The organism is uncultured Haliea sp. (assembly GCF_963973825.1).
Classification (GTDB): Bacteria; Pseudomonadota; Gammaproteobacteria; order Pseudomonadales; family Halieaceae; genus Haliea.
In genome coordinates this window covers 36,717-54,129 of sequence record NZ_CAXBAE010000003.1, presented here as the reverse complement: position 1 = coordinate 54,129, position 17,413 = coordinate 36,717, and the positions used below count along the sequence as shown (strand labels likewise).

Genomic DNA, 17,413 nt, shown 5'->3' with positions numbered 1-17,413 from the left:
CCCGCGGGCAGAATTGTGAATCGTGCGCGTGTGCCGGATAATGCCCGCTAGCTCCCCCGGTGAGCGACAGCGGTGACCCGTCGTCACACGCTGCGTCCTTTTACTCTGGAATCACGCCATGTTGCCTTACCCTGATATCGACCCCGTTGCCGTTTCTCTGGGACCGATCCAGGTGCACTGGTATGGGCTGGCCTACCTCGCCGGACTGGCCTTTGCGTGGTGGCTGGGCGTCCGGCGCAGCGCGCGCCCGGACGTGCCCCTGTCCCGGGCGCAGGTGGACGACCTGATTTTCTTCAGCGCCCTGGGAGTGGTCCTGGGTGGGCGGATTGGCTACGCGCTGTTCTACGGCGGCGAGCGCCTGATGCAGGATCCACTGTGGTTGCTGCGGGTCTGGCAGGGCGGTATGTCCTTCCACGGCGGCATGATCGGGGTGATTATCGCCGTCGCGTGGTTCGCCCGCAGTCGCGGCCTCGCGTTTGGTGCGGTGCTGGACCTCGCCGCACTGCTGACCCCGATGGGCCTGGCCCTGGGTCGCCTCGGCAATTTTATCGGCCAGGAGCTCTGGGGTCGCCCGACGGACGTGCCCTGGGCCATGGTGTTCCCGGCGGACCCACTGCAGCTGGCCCGGCACCCCTCGCAGCTGTATCAGTTTGCCCTGGAGGGGGTGTTGCTGTTTGTTATCCTGCTGCTGTTCAGTGCCCGGCCCCGGCCCACGTGGGCAACCTCCGGACTGTTTGCGCTCGGTTACGGCTGCCTGCGCTTCGTGGCGGAGTTTTTTCGCCAGCCGGACGCGCACATCGGTTTCCAGGCTTTTGGCTGGCTGACCCGTGGCCAGTTGCTCTGCCTGCCGATGATAGCGCTGGGTCTGTTCCTGTTGTGGTGGGCCTATCACCGTCAGACGCCTGCGGGCAGTGGGAGGAAAGTCGCATGAAGCAGTACCACGCGCTGCTGCAGGATATTCTCGACAACGGGGTCGCCAAGGGCGACCGCACCGGCACCGGGACCTTGTCCGTGTTCGGCCGCCAGTTCCGGCACAACCTGGCGGACGGGTTTCCGCTGCTGACGACCAAGAAGCTGCACCTGAAGAGCATCGTCAACGAGCTGCTGTGGTTTCTGCGCGGTGAGACGAATATCGCGTGGCTGAAGGAAAACGGCGTCAGCATCTGGGATGAGTGGGCAACGGAGAATGGCGATCTCGGCCCGATCTACGGTGCCCAGTGGACCGCCTGGCCAACCCGGGACGGCGGCACCATCAACCAGATCGACTACGTGCTGCAGTGCCTGCGCCACAACCCGGATAGCCGGCGTATTCTGTTTCACGGCTGGAACGTGGAGTTCCTGCCCGATGAAACCCTGAGTCCGCAGGACAACGTCCGCGCCGGGCGTATGGCGCTACCGCCCTGCCACCTGCTGTACCAGTTCTATGTCGCCGAGGGGCGTCTGTCGGCGCAGCTGTACATCCGCTCCAGCGATTCCTTCCTGGGATTGCCCTACAACATGGCCAGCCTCGCCCTGCTGACCATGATGCTGGCGCAGCAGTGTGACCTGGTGCCCGGGGAGATCATTATCGCCACCGGGGATTCGCACCTGTACAGCAATCACCTGCAGCAGGTTCGCGAGCAGCTGGCGCGCGAGCCGCGTGCACTGCCGCAGCTGGAGATCCTGCGCCGGCCAGCGACTATTTACGACTATTGCTTTGAGGATTTCCGCCTGGTGGGCTACGACCCGCACCCGCATATTCCGGCACCGGTGGCGGTCTAGCGGTGGCCGTGCGGGTGGCACTGATGGTGGCGGTGGCCGCCAACGGCGTGATAGGTCGCGAAAATGCCCTGCCCTGGCACCTGCCCGAGGATCTCCGGCATTTCCGCCGCACGACGCTCGGGAAGCCGGTGGTCATGGGCCGCAAGACCTTCGAATCCATTGGCCGGCCCTTGCCCGGCCGGCCGAATATTGTCGTCACGGGCACGCCCGGCTGGCAGGCCGAGGGTGTGACAGTGACCGATTCGGTTCCGGCCGCCCTCGATCTGGCGCGTGAGCTGGCGCGCGCGGCGGGCGTGGATGAGCTGGTGGTGATCGGCGGAGCGATGATTTATGCCGCGGCGCTGCCGCTGGCCCAGCGGCTTTATGTTACGGAAGTCCACGCGGACGTGGAGGGTGATACCTGGTTTCCTCCCGTCGACCGGGCTGACTGGCAGGAAATGCAGCGCGAAGAGCTTCCCGCGTCGGAAGATAATCAATACGCCTACGCATTCGTCTGTTTTGAGCGCCGTAGCGCACCTACTGACAGTTAGTAGACTCGAACAAGTGTTACTTTAGGCGTTTTGCATCGCCAGGACTGTCACCGATCTACACGTTTGCGAAAAATGCCTGCGGGCGCGCTGTTGATTGATTGAAAATACCGGGGTATTGGGTTTAAAGTCTCCGCCTCGGTTTACCGTTAGTTAATTATTCACTATAAACGTAACAGCAACCTGAATAGTAACGAACCATGCTATCTCAGCACTGAATCACTCTTGTCGGAAATAGGAAGCACAATTCCCATGACTATGCATCGATTGAAGAACGTATTGATCGCTGCGCTTGTTGCGACCGGCGCCCTCGCGGGTGGCGTAGCGGCAGTGCAAGCCAATACCCTCGACTCCGTTCTGGAGGTGGGGGAAGCCCGCAACGAGGCGGCGCGCAAGTCGCAGCAGAAAATCGACCGCCTGGCCGATGAGACGCGCGACCTCCTGTCCGACTACAAGTCAGTCATGAAGCAGGTAGACGGCCTCAAGGTCTACAACGCACGGCTGCAGCGCCAGATCGACAACCAGATGGCCCGCATTGCGGACATCGAGGAGTCGATCAACGAAGTCACGGTGATTCAGCGCCAGATGACCCCGCTGGTCATTCGCATGATCGACGGGCTCGAGCAGTTCATCGAGCTGGACGTTCCGTTCAACCTCGAGGAGCGCCGTGAGCGCATCGCCTTCCTGCGCAGCAACGTGGACCGCTCGGACCTGACGGTTGCCGAGAAATTCCGCCAGGTGCTGGAAGCCTACAACATCGAGCTGCAGTATGGCCGCGGCTTCGACAGCTACAGCGCCGCCATCGACATCAATGGCACCACCCGCGACGTAGACTTCCTGCGCATTGGGCGTCTCGCGCTGGTTTACCAGACGACCGACGGTACCGAGAGCGGTGTCTGGAACAACGAAACCCGGAGCTGGGAGCCGCTGGACTCCGGCGACTATGCCAACGCCATCCGCAAAGGCGTCCGCATTGCCAAGCGTCAGGCGACCATCGAACTTCTTAACATGCCCGTTGCTGCACCGGAGGCTCAATAATGAAAGCGCTTAACACGATTTTTTCCGCCCTGGTGCTGGGCGGAGCGCTGGCCGTATCCGGCGTTGCCATGGCTCAGGATGCGCCTGCGCGCGACGCCGCCAGCCTCCAGGAGCTGCTGGGTCTGGTCAAACAGGGCCAGGCACAGGAAGCCCGTGAAAATGCCGAGCGCGAGCGTCGCTTCGCCGCTGACAAGGCCAACCAGGCCAAGGCCCTGCAGGACGCGAAAGCAGAGCGCACGCGTCAGGAGCAGCTGTCCAGCACGCTGGAAGCCAAGTTCGAGGAAAACGAACTGCTGGTCGCCGCCAAGCAGGAGCAGCTGCGTGAGCGTTTGGGCTCCCTGACCGAGCTCTTCGGTCACCTGACTGCGGCAGCGGGCGACCTGTCCTCCAACATTGAGGTGTCGCTGGTATCCTCGCAGTACCCGGATCGTGAAGTGTTCCTGAAAGAACTGATTGCCAAGATGAGCGGCTCCGACAAGCTGCCGCGCATCGAGGAAATCGAGCGCGTGTGGTACGAGATGCTGCGCGAAATCACTGAAACCGGCAACGTGGTGCGCTTCAACACCGAAGTGGCTACGGCGACCGGTGAGCGCGCAGACCGCGAAGTGGTGCGGATTGGTGCATTCAACGTGATCGACACCGATGGCAACTACCTGGCCTTCAACAACGGCAACCTGAGCGTGCTGCCGCGTCAGCCGGCCGGTCGCTACAACGCCTGGGCGAAAGAGCTGGCTAACGCAGACAGCGGAATCCACCAGTTCGGTATCGACCCCACCGGTCCCACCGGCGGCTCGTTCCTCGCGGCTATCATCGACAGCCCGACGCTGGAAGAGCGCTGGCACCAGGGTGGCTATGTGGGTTACGCGATCACCGCAGTGGGTGTATTCGCCTTCATTCTCGCCATCTTCCGCCTGATCGTGCTGTCTGCGGTCGGCGCCAAGGTGAGCAGCCAGCTGAAGAACAAAACCGCCAACACCAACAACCCGCTGGGTCGCGTGCTGAAAATCCACGAGGACAACCCGGGCATGGATGCGGAAACGCTCGAGCTCAAGATGTCCGAGGGTGTTATGCGTGAAACGCCGAAGCTGGAGTCCGGCCTTACCCTGCTGAAGATCATCGCCGCGGTCGCACCGCTGATGGGTCTGCTCGGTACGGTAACGGGTATGATCATCACCTTCCAGGCGATCACCATCTTCGGCGCGGGCGACCCCAAGGCGATGGCAGGCGGTATCTCTTCCGCGCTGGTCACCACCGTACTGGGTCTGTTGGTTGCTATCCCCACCGTACTGCTGCACACCATCGTGAATGGCCGCGCCCAGCGCATCATCCACGTGTTGAACGAGCAGGCGACCGGGATTGTTGCCGAGCACTCTGAATCCAGCGGCAAATAAGCAGAGGTTCGACCATGTCGGGAGGAATTTTTGAGGGCATTCTCGCCTTTATGGACAAGGGTGGGGATGTGCTCTGGCTCATCGCCATCCTGGTGTTCGTGATGTGGACGCTGATTTTCGAGCGGCTGTGGTACTTCACGTTCGCCTGGCGCAAGGAGGCCCTCGGTATCATCAACGCCTGGGAGGGTCGCAGCGAGCGCAAGTCGTGGAACGCCAAGCAGATACGCGCCCGGCTGTTGTCCCAGAGTCGCGAGGCCATCAACGCCAACCTCCCGGTGATCACCACCATGGTCGCCCTGTGCCCGCTGCTGGGTCTGCTGGGCACGGTAACCGGCATGATCGAGGTGTTCAACGTGATGGCCGTGACCGGTGGTGGCGATGCCAAGTCCATGGCGGGCGGGGTGGAGCGATCCACCATCCCCACCATGGCAGGCATGGTGGCCGCACTCTCGGGGCTGTTCGCGAACACCTATCTGAACCGCGTGGCTACGCGGGAGCAGGAATTCCTACAGGATAACTTGACGTCCGATCACTGATCGGGCGCTGACAGGTAACAATCAGATGCGCAGACTTGCAAAACAGCAGGAAGAGGAAGGGGCAGAAATCGACCTGACGCCCATGCTGGACGTCGTGTTCATCATGCTGATCTTCTTCATCGTTGTCGCTTCGTTTATCAAGGAAGCCGGCATTGAAGTTAGCCGGCCGGACAGCGCGAAGTCGGATCCCAGCGATGCCACCAGTATTCTGGTGAACATTCGCAGCGACAACCAGATCTGGATGGAAAACCGGCGGGTTGACGCCCGGGCGGTGCGGGCGAATATCCAGCGCCTGCTCGCCAATGACCCGGAACAAGCGGTCACAATCAAGGTCGAAAAAGGTGCCAAGGCCGGAGCGGTCGTGGACGTGGCGGACGCTGCACGTGAAGCCGGTGCTGGCGCGGTCAACTGGGCCAGCGAAGGGAAATAGGATCCATGAGCATTCGAGATAACGCAGCCAGAAAGGCCGCGGCGGACGAGGGCAATATCGACCTGACGCCCATGTTGGACGTCGTGTTCATTATGCTCATCTTCTTCATCGTGACGTCCTCCTTCGTGAAGGAGCCGGGCGTGGAGCTGTTCAAGCCGCAGGCAACAACAACGGAAGCCTGTGAGCGAGGTACGATTATCTTCGCGGTCGATGACCGAGGGGAAATCTACTACGACAAGAACCGCGTGTCCCTGGACCGCGCGGCACGCCTGGCAGAGGGTGCGAAGAAAGAGGCACCTCAGGCGAACATTGTGGTACAGGTGGATCGCGATACGCCCGCCTTTGCGGTTGAACAGCTGGTTGACGAGCTTCGTCCGCTGCTCACGGCTCCGCCCTGTATTTCAACGGACGACGAGGTGTAAACGAAATGGGCAGCAGCTTTGTTAGGGTACTGGTGGGTGCACTGGTAGCGATCCCTGTAGCGATCGGCCTGTTTTTCGTCATGCAGAGCCTGATCAGCCGGGAATACCAGCAGGAAGAGATCGAGAACCGCAAGATTGCGGATATTGTCGTTCCCGAAACTGAAATCGAAGTGAATGTGGCGCAGAAGAAGCCGGAGAAGGTGGAGGATCCCGAGGAGCCGCCACCGGAACTCGATACGCCGGATATCGATATGGACATGGACATGAATGTGGTGAACACCGCACCACGCGCCAGTGTGGACGTATCCATCAGCTCCAGCGGCATGTCCAGTGGTGATGGCGAATACCTGCCGATCGTGAAGGTCGCACCGGTTTATCCGCGTCGCGCCCAGACCCGCGGTATCAGCGGCTACTGCATCGTGGAGTACACGGTGACCCGCAATGGTTCCATTCGCGATCCCCGGCCGGTGGATTGCCAGCCATCAGGGGTGTTCGAGTCAGCCTCGGTGAAGGCAGCGGAAAAGTTCAAGTACAAGCCGCGGGTGGTCGATGGCGAACCGATTGAGGTCGCCGGCGTCCAAAACAAATTCACCTACGAGCTGGAACAGTGAGCGTTATGAAACTGTACGATCCCACACGCTGGCTGCGCTCTGCGATGCTGGCGTTACCCCTCGCCGCAACCCCGGTCCTGCTGGATCGGGCCGCGGTTGATTTTGGCCTTGCTCCCCTGGCAGCAGCCGTTGCCCAGGAAGGGGGCGGCGACCAGCGTGAGACACGCCGAACCCCGGCGCTGCGCAACGCGGTTTATGAAAAGCTTTCCGAGGCCCAGGCCGCAGCTGAGGCACAGGATCTCGGCGCTGCCGCCCGCGTGCTGGACGAGATGCTCGGCGCCGGCGGCAAGAATGAGCTGAACAGCTACGAGTTGGCGAACGTCTACAACCTGTACGCCTTCATTCACTATTCCCGTGAAGACTACAACAAGGCCCTGCAGGCCTATGAGAATGTCGTGCGCCAGCCTGACATTCCGCTGGCGATGGAAATCAACACCCGGTATACCATCGCCCAGCTGTACTTCGTGCAGGAACAGTGGCAGCAGGGCGTGAACGCCCTGCTTGCGTGGTTCGCGATGACCGACAACCCGCCGGAGGACGCCTACGTCCTGCTGGCCCAGGGCTACTACCAGCTCAACGACTACCCGAAATCCCTGAACAATGTTGAGAAAGCCATCAGCATGTACAAGGAGAAGGGCAAGATACCGAAGGAGCAGTGGTATAACCTGGCGCGTTTCCTGTACTTCGACAAGAACGACGTCACCAACGCCGTGCGGGTGTTGGAAGAACTGCTGACACACTATCCCGACAAGCAGTACTGGGTGCAGCTGTCCCATATGTATGGCGAGCAGAAGCGTGACAGCGAGCAGCTCGCCGCCATGGAGGCAGCCTACGTCCAGAACATGCTCGACAAGGGCTCCGAGCAGGTCACCATGGCCTATCTGTACCTGAATGCCGAGGTGCCCTACAAGGCGGCCAAGGTGATCGATAAGGGGCTGGGCAACAAGTCGATAGAGGCGACCTCCCGCAACTACGAAATCCTCGGTAACGCCTACCGCCAGGCCCAGGAAATCGACAAGGCCATTCCGGCGATGGCGGAAGCGGCAGCGCGTTCCGAGGACGGTGAGCTGTACGCCCGCCTCGGCAACATCTACCTGGATGGCGACGAGTTCAAGAAGGCCATTGATGCGATCAACAAGGGCCTCGCCCGCGGTGGCGTCAAGCGGCCCGATACGGCGCGTCTGGTTTTGGGGATGGCCTACTTCAACGACAAGCAGTACGAAAAGGCGCGTGAGGCGTTCAAGGCCGCCGGACGCGATGAGCGCTCAGCGAAGTATGCCGCGCAGTGGATCCAGTACATGGATTCCGAACTGGATCGGCAGCGTCAGCTGCAGGAAGGCTAGGGCGACGATCCGCCCCATAAAAAAAGGAGCGCCAGGCGCTCCTTTTTTTTGGTCTGTAAAACCCTGGCTTAGATCGGTGTAACGTTCTCTGCCTGTGGGCCTTTCTGACCGTTGGTGACGGTGAATTGTACCTTCTGGCCATCTGCGAGGGTTTTGAAGCCATCGCCCTTGATTGCGCTGAAGTGTACGAATACGTCGGGGCCGTTTTCGCGCTCGATGAAGCCGAATCCCTTGGTCTCGTTGAACCACTTAACGGTGCCGGTTTCTGTAGACATATGTGTTACCTGTATAACATGGGAAAGCCCGGTTCGGGGCTCCAGGGGTTAGTCACTATTTATGTTCAACGTACCGAGGAACTTAAGGGAACTTCGACCACGCGCATAAATACCACTGATTTCTCAGCTTCCAAGAGTTTAGCACCGGCTTTTCAAGCTGGTATCCGCCGCCGGCGAAATATTTTGGGCAATATTACGTGTTTGCAGCGGTTAGCCGCCCGCTTCGGCAAGCGGTGCATACCCCGCACCCAGCAGCCCGGGATAGCGGTGGGTGATGACGAAAAGTGCGGTGCGCTGCAGGGTCGCCTGCAGGGGCCCGGCGTCGTGAAAGCGGGCGAGGAAGGGGCTCCCCCGCAGGAAGGCCAGCATGCGGGGTAATATGCCACCCGCCAGATACAGGGTTTCGTAACAGCCGTTCGCCAGCAGGAAGTTGGCACAGGTGGCCCCCAGCAGCGCGCAGAACTGCTCCAGCGCCGCCACACACAGGGGGTCGCTCCCCGCCAGTCCTGCGGCGGCAATGCCGGCGGCCTCAAGGTTGTGCGTGGCTCTGCCCTCGACCACCCCCAGCGCATGGTACAGCCGCTGCAGCCCTGCACCGGACAGCAGCAACTCAGCGTAGATGCGCGGGTGCTGCTGCATCAGCACCGCCCACAGGGCTGTCTGCAGTGCGTCACGTGGGGCGATATCCATCTGCCCGGGCTCGCAGGGAGTGACGCGGGGCCCGGATGTGTGCAAGTCCAGAACAGCGCCGCCCAGACCGGTACCCGGGCCCAGCACGGCGAGGCGGCGGGGAGTGGCTGTAGCGCCCTGCTGCAGGGTGTAGCAGTCCTCTCGCCGCAGTTGTGGCAGGGCGAAGGCGTTGGCCTGGAAGTCGTTGATCAGTCGCAGCCTGCCGATACCGAACTGCCGCGCCAGCTGCGGGCCCTGCAATACCCAGTTGATATTGCTCATCCGCGCGGTATCGCCGTTTGGCGGCGCCGCTACCGCGATACAGGCCTGGTCCGGTGAGGCCGGGCGAACGTCCTGAAACCAGGTATCCAGTACGGTAGCGAAATCGCTGTGGTCCGCGTTCCGGTAGTCGCGCAGGGCGTGCAGGCTCCCGTCGGCCGGGTTGAACAGGGCGACCCGGGTGTTGGTGCCCCCCACATCGGCAACCAGCCGCAACCCCGCCGTCTCCCCGCTCACGGCACCGACAGTATCTTCATGATATTGGTCGACCCCGGTCTGCCCATCACAGAGCCCTTGGTCAGGAGCACGGCGTCATCCTTGTGCAACTGGCCTTCGTCACAGAGAAACTCGATCGCACTGGCCTCGATGGTCTCCGGGTCGAAGACGCTGGCATCGAAGAACAGCGGGACAACGCCGCGGCAGAGGCAGAGGCGCTGCAGGGTTTCGCTGCGGTGGCTGAGGGCAAAAATCGGCAGGCCGGATGACAGGCGCGACATCTGCAGCGGCGTGGTCCCCGACTCTGTGAGGCAGGCAATGCCGCGCACCGCGCTGTAGTGATTTGCCGCATAGATTGCGGACATGGCGATGGCTTCCTGGGCGCTGGCGAACTGCTTGTCCAGGCGGTAGCGCGAGGTGCGCGCCACCGGGTGGCGCTCGGCGCCCAGTGCCGCTTCGGCCATGGCGGTGACCACTTCGACCGGGTAGCTGCCCACCGCGGTCTCCGCCGAAAGCATCACCGCGTCCGTGCCGTCCAGAACGGCATTGGCCACGTCGAACACCTCAGCGCGTGTGGGCATCGCGCTGTTGATCATGGATTCCATCATCTGGGTAGCTGTGATCACCACCCGGTCCATCTTGCGCGCCCGGGAGATCAGCGTTTTCTGCAGGCCGATAAGCTCTGCATCGCCAACCTCCACGCCCAGATCGCCGCGGGCCACCATGATGCCGAAGGACGCATCGATGATGCCATTGAGTGTGGCATCGTCGTACACCACTTCGGCGCGCTCTATCTTGGCGATAATGGCGGAGGTGAGCTGGTGGGCGAGCAGTAATTCGCGGGTCTGGAAAATATCCTGGGCGCTGGAAACAAACGACACGGCGACGAAATCCGGACGGACCTCGGCGAGGCTGTCGATATCCGCGATATCCTTGGGCGTCAGTGCCGGCGCAGCCAGGCCACCGCCAAGGCGGTTGATGCCCTTGCGCGAGCCCAGCGTGCCACCCACCAGCACGGTGCACTCCACGGCGCTGTCGAGCACTTCATCTACGCGCAGCCGCAGGCGGCCGTCGTCCAGCAACAGGGTGTCGCCATGGAATACGCTGCGGGTCAGTTCCCGGTAGTCGAGCCCCACGCAGCTGGCATCGCCCTCGCCCTCACCCACGGTGAGGTCGAGCCGGAAGCGATCGCCGTTTTCCAGTTTGACCGAGCCGTCACGGAAGCTGCTGATGCGAATCTTGGGGCCCTGCAGGTCGGCGAGAATGCCGACATAGCGCCCGGCCAGCGCGGCCTGCTTGCGAATGCGCTCTGCCACCCGCGCGTGTTGCGTTGCCGAGCCGTGGCTGAAATTCAGGCGGAAAACGTTTACGCCGGCATGGATCAGGCGGGCGATCATGTCTTCCGACTCGCTGGCGGGGCCGATAGTGGCGACGATCTTGGTGCGGCGATTCACTCTGGGTGTCACTGTTGGGTCCTGTATTGGCGGCGATCCTGCAAGAATTCCCGGGCGAGATCGGGGAAGTCGGTGAACAGCCCGTCCACGCCCACCTGATTGAGGAACAGGTCGAGCAGGGCGGTAAAGCTCTCGATGCCCTCGGGCAGGGCATCGGAGCGGAAGGTGTAGGGGTGAACCTGCAGGCCGCGGGCATGGGCCAGCGCGACCAGATCGCTGAGCACCGCCTCGCCGCTGGCATCGCGGCCCAGGTAGATCTGCTCCAGCCACGGACCGATGCCGTCTGCATAGCGGGCGACCTCGTCGAGCCCGGCGGCAGTTTGCAGAAAGGCATAGTCGACTGCGCTGTCCTCACCCCAGCCCGGGTCAGCAATAAGCTGGATCAGGGGCAGGGGCGTTTGCAAGTCGTGGCGCAGGTAGCGCAACGTGGCATCGTCAAAGCACTGCAGAAACACCTGCCCGGTGCGTTGGTCGTAGCCCTTCTCCCGCAGCACCTCGAGTACCCGCAGGGCGATATCCTGGCCCTCGTTGCGATGAAAGCGGGGGCCCTTCAGCTCAATGTAGAGCCCGGTGCGGCGCTGGCGACTGTGGTCGAGGCCGCTGATAAGGTCGATTTCCTCGGCCAGGGTCGGCACCCGGAAATTCCCTGTGTGCGCCGGGAAGCGACCCGGATAGACCGCTTGCCCGTCGCTGCCCAGCCGTTCCTGCGCGCGCAGGCTGCGAATCTCCTCCAGGCTGAAATCAATCGCGTAGTAGCGCCCGTCAGCCCGCGCCCGGTCGGGAAAGCGCGTCGCGACGTCGGTGGTAGCGTCCAGGTGGATGTCGTGCAGCACCACGGGAACGCCGTCGCGGGTCAGCACGACATCCTGTTCGATGAAATCGGCATCCATGGCGTGGGCCATGGCCTTGGCCGGGAGGGTATGTTCCGGCAGATAGCCGCTGGCGCCGCGGTGGGCGATCACGATGGGAAGGGAAGCGGCGGCTGTCATAGCCGCCCATGGTAGCAGGATAGCGCTGATCAGGGCGAGATGACGAAGCCTGTGTCGGCGTCTCATCCCGCCCTGCCGGCTACTTCTTGACCTGCATGCTGATGGTTTTCTCCGTGGCTTTACCATAGGGCGGCAGCATGCCGCCGAGCTTGCCCACATTGACGCCCGCCTGGCGATAGATCGACTTGGCGTGGCTGAAGGTGCGGAACCCCTCCTCGCCGTGGTAGGCACCCATGCCGCTCGGGCCCACGCCACCGAAAGGGAGTTCCTCCTGCATGATGTGCATGATGACATCGTTGATGCAGGCACCGCCGGAGGTGGTACGCGTCAGCACCGCGCGTTCCTCGCTCTTGTCCTGCCCGAAATAATAGGCGGCCAGGGGCCTGGGATGCGCGTTGACGTAATCGATGGTTTCGTTGAAGTCCTTGTAGGTGCGAATCGGCAGCAGGGGGCCGAACAGCTCCTCCTGCATGACTTTCAGGTCTTCCGCTGGCTGCGGAATCAGTGTGGGTGGAATCTTGCGGCTGCCTTCACCTGATGCAAAGTTCTCGCCGGCCGGGTTGATCGGAATCGTTTTTACCCCGCGCTCCTCGGCTTCACGGAGGTACCCCGTCAGTCGCTCGTAGTGGCGCGCATTGACGACCGCGGTGTACTCGGGATTATCGAGAATGGTGGGATACATGGCGCCTACGGCCTTCTGGGCGGCGGCAATCACCTCGTCCAGTTTCTCCTCGGGCACCATCAGGTAATCCGGTGCCAGGCAGATCTGTCCCGCATTCAGGGTTTTGCCGAGCATGATGCGTTCGAGGCTTTTCTCAATATCGGCGCTGCGGGAGATGATTACCGGAGACTTGCCACCCAGTTCCAGCGTCACCGGCACCAGATTACGTGCGGCCGCGGCCATGATGTGCCGCGCGACCGATGTGGCGCCGGTAAACAACAGATGGTCGAAGGCCAGCCCGGAAAAGGCCTGGCCGACTTCCGGCCCCCCGGTGAACACGGCAACTTCCTTTTCATCCCAGGCTTCGGCGATCATTTCGGCCATCACTTCGCTGGTGGCGGGAGTGAACTCCGAGGGCTTGACCAAGGCGCGATTGCCTGCGGCGAGTATGCCGGCCAGCGGTCCAAAGGTCAGGTTAACCGGGAAGTTCCAGGGCGAAATGACACCGACCACACCCAGTGGCTGGTATTCGATGCGGGAGCGCCCGCCGAGCAGGTTGAGCGGGAACATGGTGGGCCGCCGCTTTGGCTTCATCCACTTGCGCAGGTGTTTGCGCGCATGCTTGAGGGGCGTGACCGAGGCGGCAACGTCGGTCAGCAGGCTGACCTCGCGGGCGCGGCAGCTGAAATCGGTGTTCAGCGCGTCGACCACCTTGTCCTGGTACTTGAGCAGCACGTCAATACCGCGGTCGATGCGGTCGATGCGGGTCTCGGCAGTGACCTCTCCCTCGCGCAGGTAGTCCTGGCGCTGCGCATCAAGAACCTGCTGCATGCGCTGTTCGATGTCCTCTATGGATCCAATATTCTGTGGTGCATTCATGGTTCTTATCCTTTAATGGGCCTGGCACAGGCCTTAAGTATAGAAGGCCCGGGGGACAATGATAACCGCAGCGGCGGGTTTATTGTGGCCACCACAGCCTGACGCAAGCCGGACAGTAGCGCCACTTGCGGCTGTCCGGGCTTGGCAAAGTGCGGGACGCCTGTTACAACACGCCCATGAATAGAGATACTGACACGCGGACTCCATCGCCCCCCTACGGCTACTCGCGGCTGTGCCATTACAGCAGGGAGCAGCAGCTGCACATTGTCGCGGAATTCCATGCCCACAAGATCCGCCCCAGCCGTATTGCCTATCGCGTGGGTATTGATATTGCGTTCATTGAGGCGTTGATTGCCGGGGAGCTGGAGCCGGAGCGCTTTCCGCGGCTGGTGGCGGATTACCGTCGGCAGCGGTTCCAGCAGCGCATGCGCGACAGCGTACGTCTCAACGGTGTATCCCGCTTTGAGCAGCAACAACGGATAGAGCGTGACTTTCAGCGCGAGGTGGATCTCTGACCCGCGCTGCTACGACGTCTTGTCCTTCGCTTTCTCCTCCTGCCCAATGCGCTCCTGCAGCCAGGCATCACGCAGTTCCAGTTGACGAATTTCCTCCTCCAGCGCAGGTTTCTGCTCGTCTGCCGCGGCATCGCGCCGGTCTATGGCGGTGGCCAGCGCCTCCCGCGTAGCGCCGCGTTCATCCTTCAACTCCTGCAGTGAGGCGGCCTCCTCCGCCTTGTCGAATATGCGCTCCTCGGGAGCGGCCTCAGCACTGCGGGGAGTGCCGGCATGCATCACCGGCGTGGCGGGAATGACCTTGCTGGCCGGGTCCTGCCGGCGCTGGTTGACGAAACTCGGCGAGACGATCTCGATGCCGTGTCCGTGCAACTGCTCCAGCATGTTCTTGCGCAGATTGGACCGCGCCGTGAGTGGCGTCTTGCTTTCGGTCAGGAAGCCGCAAACCCGGTACAGCACGGCGTGATCCAGCAGTTCAAGCAGCAGGACGAAAGGGTCGCTGAGGCCGGCGCTTTCCGCAGCCTGTAACAACAGGTCCTGAACGTCGGTGTAGGGTATGTCGTAGCCCAATGACACCTCCGCGGAGATGATGGTGCCGTCGCGGTGCATGACGGTGATCGGGTTCGCCACCAGCAACATGTTCGGCAGTGTCGTGATGTCGCGCATTTCGGTCTGTAACTGGGTGTTGATCAGCGAGCGCCGGGTGACCCGACCAAACTGCTCCCCCACCCGCAGGTAGTCGCCCGGGCGGAAGGGTTGCGTGGTCTGCAACATGATCCCCGCCATGGCGTTGGCTACGAACGTGGTGGAGGAGAGCGCGATCACCGCGGTGAGCAGCACACCCAGCAAGCCGAGAACCTGTCCCTGGGTCTCATCGCTGATCGGCAGTACGACCACACAGGCAATGATGCCGGCGGAGCCTGTCAGCCACACGCCGAGCTGGAACAGCAGGGTCTCGGTGCCCTGGTCCTGGCGCTTCGCCAGCCAGTAGCCGGCCGCTATCAACGCCGCGGTCAGGACGACGACCACCCCCGCCGGGAACAGGGCTATCGCGGTTTCAAGCCATTGCATCATGGTCCGGCCTCGCTGCGTCTACGGTGCTGTATTCCCTGCCATCCTGCGGCCCCTGTCACCGGGCAGTCGAGCGCCCGCAGACTTCGCGAAAGCCTGCGGCGACAAAGGGAATCATATGATCGTAGGCAGCCTGGAAGTCTGCTGACCGGCACTTGCCGCCGGAGAGCTTGTCGATGCGCCCGGTCTGCGCCAGCGTCAGGGTGAGTGCGCCGGACAGGTTGTGGTAGCACCAGTAGATGTCTTCGTCGCGAGCGCCGGGCAGCGCATCGCGCAGCGCCGCAATGAAGGCACTTACCAGGCTGTCGAACAGCTTGGACATCATGCGTGGGCCCCAGTAGGGAGAGTTGTTGATGTAGGCAATCAGTGCGAGGTAGTTCTGCCAGCCCGGGTCACCGGTTTCCTGGGCCAGTTCCAGGGGGCGCAGGAAAGCTTCGATAATCTGTTCGACGCTGGGTCCCGCGGCGCCGGCCGAGGCCTGGCAGGCTTTCAGCGCATCCAGCCGGGCACTGTTCAAATGTGCGGCGCGGCGCTCGAAAACCGCGTTGAACAGGTCCAGCTTCTTGCCAAAGTGGTAGCTGGCGAGGGCGACATCAACGCCGGCGTCCTTGGCAATCTGGCGCAGGGTAACGCCGTCGTAGCCGCGCAGGGCGAACAGTTCTTCGGCGACATCCAGAATGCGCTCTCGTTTTGGTGCTTGCCGGGATTTCGTCATGCAGGAATCCGCCCTGAATCGCGGGGACAATAGCATAGAATATTTTTCAACGCTTGTTGAAATGCGGTCGGGCTTTCGTCAGAATCGGGCGCACTCCAATAATACGAAGCAGCGAGACCGCGCCCATGACACCCGAACTGTTCAAGTACGCCATGTCCCTCGCCTATGTGATTCTGGTGTTCTGGCTGTCCTGGGTAGGTATGCGCCGAACCCGGGATATTCGCGGGTTTTCCATCGGCAACAAGGACATGAACCCCTACCTGATCGGGATCACGCTCGCCGCATCCATCGCGTCCACAGCCACTTTCGTGATCAACCCCGGGTTTGTGTACAGCCACGGCCTGAGTGCCTACCTGCATTACGGCCTTGCCGGTTCGCTGGGAATTCTGAGCGCGTTTCTGGTGCTGACCCGGGGCTTTTTGCGCCTCGGCGAAAGTCACAACGCCCTGACCATCCCCCAGTGGATCTTCTACCGCTATAACCATCGCGGTTTCAGCCTGTTTTTCGCTTTCATCAATCTCCTGTCGATCACCTTTGTGGTGCTCATTCTGGTGGGGTGCAGCCTGCTGCTCACCGGCCTGTTCCCGGTGGATCAGAAAACCGCGCTGGTTCTCGTGCTGTTGTTTGTTTTCGCCTACGTGTTGATGGGCGGAACCTATGCACACGCCTATACCAATACGCTGCAGGGCGTCATGATGCTGGCCATCACCGTGATCCTCGTGGTGCAGGGCTGGAAGTACTTTGGCGACGCACCGCTGGCAGCGCTGCGCGCCGTGGGAAGCGGCTATGCCGATGCGTTCAATGCGGGCAGTGACCTTTACTCGGACTTCTTTTCGGTGTTTGTCAGCGGCTTTGTGGTGACCTTTGCCCTCATGCTGCAACCCCACATCCTGACCAAAGTGCTGTATCTGCGCAGCGAGCGCGACATCGGCAAGTTCATTGCCACCACCGTGGTCGTCGGCAGCATCTTTACCCTGATGTTGATGATCGGTTTCTATGCGCGCCTGGCGGGACTCGATATTCCCGAGCAGGACACGGTGGTGCGTGAATACCTGCTGTTCGAGTTCGGTGCATCGTTGTGGGGTGAGTATGTCCTGGTGTTCATTTTCCTCACGCTGCTCGCGGCGGGTATGAGCACACTGGACGGCATACTGGTGTCGCTTTCGGCGATGGTCGTCAACGACATCGTGCAGCCACTGTACGGAGAGCGTTACAACGCGCTCGCCCTGTCGCGCTACGTGTTGGTGGCCGTGGGCCTGCTTGCCGTTGTGCTGGCCTGGAATCCGCCGCCCCTGATTGGGCTGTTTGCGCAGAAAGGCGTTTACGGGCTGGCGGCCGCGTCCCTGGTGCCGGTGCTGTTCGGCGTGCTGGTGCGTCGTCACATACCGCTGTGGGTGGTGGTGGGCGCCGCGCTGATTGGCCTCGGCGGGCATTTGCTGCTGAACCTGTCAGGTGCGGTGGTCAACCCGGCGGTGTCCGCAAGCTACGCGATCCTGCTCTCCCTGACCTACGGGCTGCTGGGGCTCTGGTGCACCCGGGAGCGCCCCCGGCATGCAGGCGCCGCGACGGAATGAGATGATCGCGCTTGACATTTCAACAAACGTTGAATATGTTTCACGCGTAATTCAACAAGT

At 61.9% G+C, this 17,413-nt stretch carries 19 protein-coding genes; 12 read left to right on the top strand and 7 right to left on the bottom strand.

Features of this window, described 5'->3' with window-relative positions; translation table 11 throughout:
• The first annotated feature begins 118 nt into the window (after nt 1-118).
• The 10 genes from lgt (at nt 119) to AACZ17_RS04930 (ending at nt 8,059) form a co-directional block, all read left to right on the top strand.
• On the top strand, nt 119-931 hold the full coding sequence (lgt, locus tag AACZ17_RS04975; protein ID WP_290740410.1) for a prolipoprotein diacylglyceryl transferase: 813 nt from the start codon (nt 119-121) through the stop codon (nt 929-931).
• Nucleotides 928-1,761: a thymidylate synthase gene (locus tag AACZ17_RS04970; protein WP_290740407.1), complete on the top strand. Its 834-nt coding sequence runs from the start codon at nt 928-930 to the stop codon at nt 1,759-1,761. The genes lgt and AACZ17_RS04970 overlap by 4 nt, the downstream gene beginning before the upstream one ends.
• Nucleotides 1,762-1,784: 23 nt before the next feature.
• Nucleotides 1,785-2,291, top strand: a complete 507-nt coding sequence (locus tag AACZ17_RS04965) for a dihydrofolate reductase (RefSeq protein WP_290741469.1) — start codon at nt 1,785-1,787, stop codon at nt 2,289-2,291.
• A gap of 249 nt (nt 2,292-2,540) precedes the next feature.
• Entirely contained in the window at nt 2,541-3,326 is a 786-nt protein-coding gene (locus tag AACZ17_RS04960; RefSeq protein ID WP_290740404.1) for a DUF3450 domain-containing protein, read from the top strand.
• Complete coding sequence (locus tag AACZ17_RS04955; RefSeq protein WP_290740401.1) at nt 3,326-4,717, top strand: MotA/TolQ/ExbB proton channel family protein; 1,392 nt, start codon at nt 3,326-3,328, stop codon at nt 4,715-4,717. Before AACZ17_RS04960 ends, AACZ17_RS04955 begins: the two co-directional genes overlap by 1 nt.
• A 14-nt stretch (nt 4,718-4,731) precedes the next feature.
• A complete protein-coding gene (locus AACZ17_RS04950; protein WP_290740398.1) occupies nt 4,732-5,253 on the top strand; it encodes a MotA/TolQ/ExbB proton channel family protein in 522 nt (173 codons plus the stop codon).
• A gap of 25 nt (nt 5,254-5,278) precedes the next feature.
• Nucleotides 5,279-5,683: a biopolymer transporter ExbD gene (locus AACZ17_RS04945; protein WP_290740396.1), complete on the top strand. Its 405-nt coding sequence runs from the start codon at nt 5,279-5,281 to the stop codon at nt 5,681-5,683.
• Nucleotides 5,684-5,688: 5 nt separating this feature from the next.
• A complete protein-coding gene (locus AACZ17_RS04940; protein WP_290740393.1) occupies nt 5,689-6,105 on the top strand; it encodes a biopolymer transporter ExbD in 417 nt (138 codons plus the stop codon).
• A 5-nt stretch (nt 6,106-6,110) separates the two neighbouring features.
• On the top strand, nt 6,111-6,716 hold the full coding sequence (locus tag AACZ17_RS04935; protein WP_290740391.1) for an energy transducer TonB: 606 nt from the start codon (nt 6,111-6,113) through the stop codon (nt 6,714-6,716).
• A 5-nt stretch (nt 6,717-6,721) separates the two neighbouring features.
• Entirely contained in the window at nt 6,722-8,059 is a 1,338-nt protein-coding gene (locus tag AACZ17_RS04930) for a tetratricopeptide repeat protein (RefSeq protein ID WP_290740389.1), read from the top strand.
• Between the two features lie 68 nt (nt 8,060-8,127).
• Here AACZ17_RS04930 and AACZ17_RS04925 read toward each other — a convergent pair whose 3' ends face one another.
• From AACZ17_RS04925 to AACZ17_RS04905, 5 genes are all read right to left on the bottom strand, one after another.
• Nucleotides 8,128-8,334: a cold-shock protein gene (locus AACZ17_RS04925; RefSeq protein ID WP_290740386.1), complete on the bottom strand. Its 207-nt coding sequence runs from the start codon at nt 8,332-8,334 to the stop codon at nt 8,128-8,130.
• A gap of 210 nt (nt 8,335-8,544) precedes the next feature.
• Nucleotides 8,545-9,519: a glucokinase gene (locus AACZ17_RS04920; protein ID WP_290740384.1), complete on the bottom strand. Its 975-nt coding sequence runs from the start codon at nt 9,517-9,519 to the stop codon at nt 8,545-8,547.
• Nucleotides 9,516-10,964 carry a pyruvate kinase gene (pyk, locus tag AACZ17_RS04915; protein ID WP_290740381.1) on the bottom strand — a complete coding sequence of 483 codons (1,449 nt, stop codon included), beginning with the start codon at nt 10,962-10,964 and terminating at the stop codon, nt 9,516-9,518. The genes AACZ17_RS04920 and pyk overlap by 4 nt, the downstream gene beginning before the upstream one ends.
• Nucleotides 10,961-12,007, bottom strand: coding sequence for a glycerophosphodiester phosphodiesterase (glpQ, locus tag AACZ17_RS04910; protein ID WP_290740378.1), 1,047 nt, complete (start codon nt 12,005-12,007; stop codon nt 10,961-10,963). Before glpQ ends, pyk begins: the two co-directional genes overlap by 4 nt.
• 13 nt (nt 12,008-12,020) lie before the next feature.
• On the bottom strand, nt 12,021-13,481 hold the full coding sequence (locus tag AACZ17_RS04905) for a coniferyl aldehyde dehydrogenase (RefSeq protein ID WP_290740375.1): 1,461 nt from the start codon (nt 13,479-13,481) through the stop codon (nt 12,021-12,023).
• Between the two features lie 176 nt (nt 13,482-13,657).
• On the opposite strand from AACZ17_RS04905, the gene AACZ17_RS04900 reads away from it, so the two are divergent.
• Nucleotides 13,658-13,996 carry a hypothetical protein gene (locus tag AACZ17_RS04900; RefSeq protein WP_290740372.1) on the top strand — a complete coding sequence of 113 codons (339 nt, stop codon included), beginning with the start codon at nt 13,658-13,660 and terminating at the stop codon, nt 13,994-13,996.
• A 9-nt stretch (nt 13,997-14,005) separates the two neighbouring features.
• On the opposite strand, the gene AACZ17_RS04895 is transcribed toward AACZ17_RS04900, so the two are convergent.
• Nucleotides 14,006-15,067 carry a mechanosensitive ion channel domain-containing protein gene (locus AACZ17_RS04895; protein ID WP_290740369.1) on the bottom strand — a complete coding sequence of 354 codons (1,062 nt, stop codon included), beginning with the start codon at nt 15,065-15,067 and terminating at the stop codon, nt 14,006-14,008.
• A gap of 55 nt (nt 15,068-15,122) precedes the next feature.
• Nucleotides 15,123-15,779: a TetR/AcrR family transcriptional regulator gene (locus AACZ17_RS04890; protein WP_290740367.1), complete on the bottom strand. Its 657-nt coding sequence runs from the start codon at nt 15,777-15,779 to the stop codon at nt 15,123-15,125.
• Between the two features lie 125 nt (nt 15,780-15,904).
• On the opposite strand from AACZ17_RS04890, the gene AACZ17_RS04885 reads away from it, so the two are divergent.
• Nucleotides 15,905-17,353, top strand: coding sequence for a sodium:solute symporter family protein (locus AACZ17_RS04885; RefSeq protein ID WP_290740364.1), 1,449 nt, complete (start codon nt 15,905-15,907; stop codon nt 17,351-17,353).
• Nucleotides 17,354-17,413: the final 60 nt, after the last annotated feature.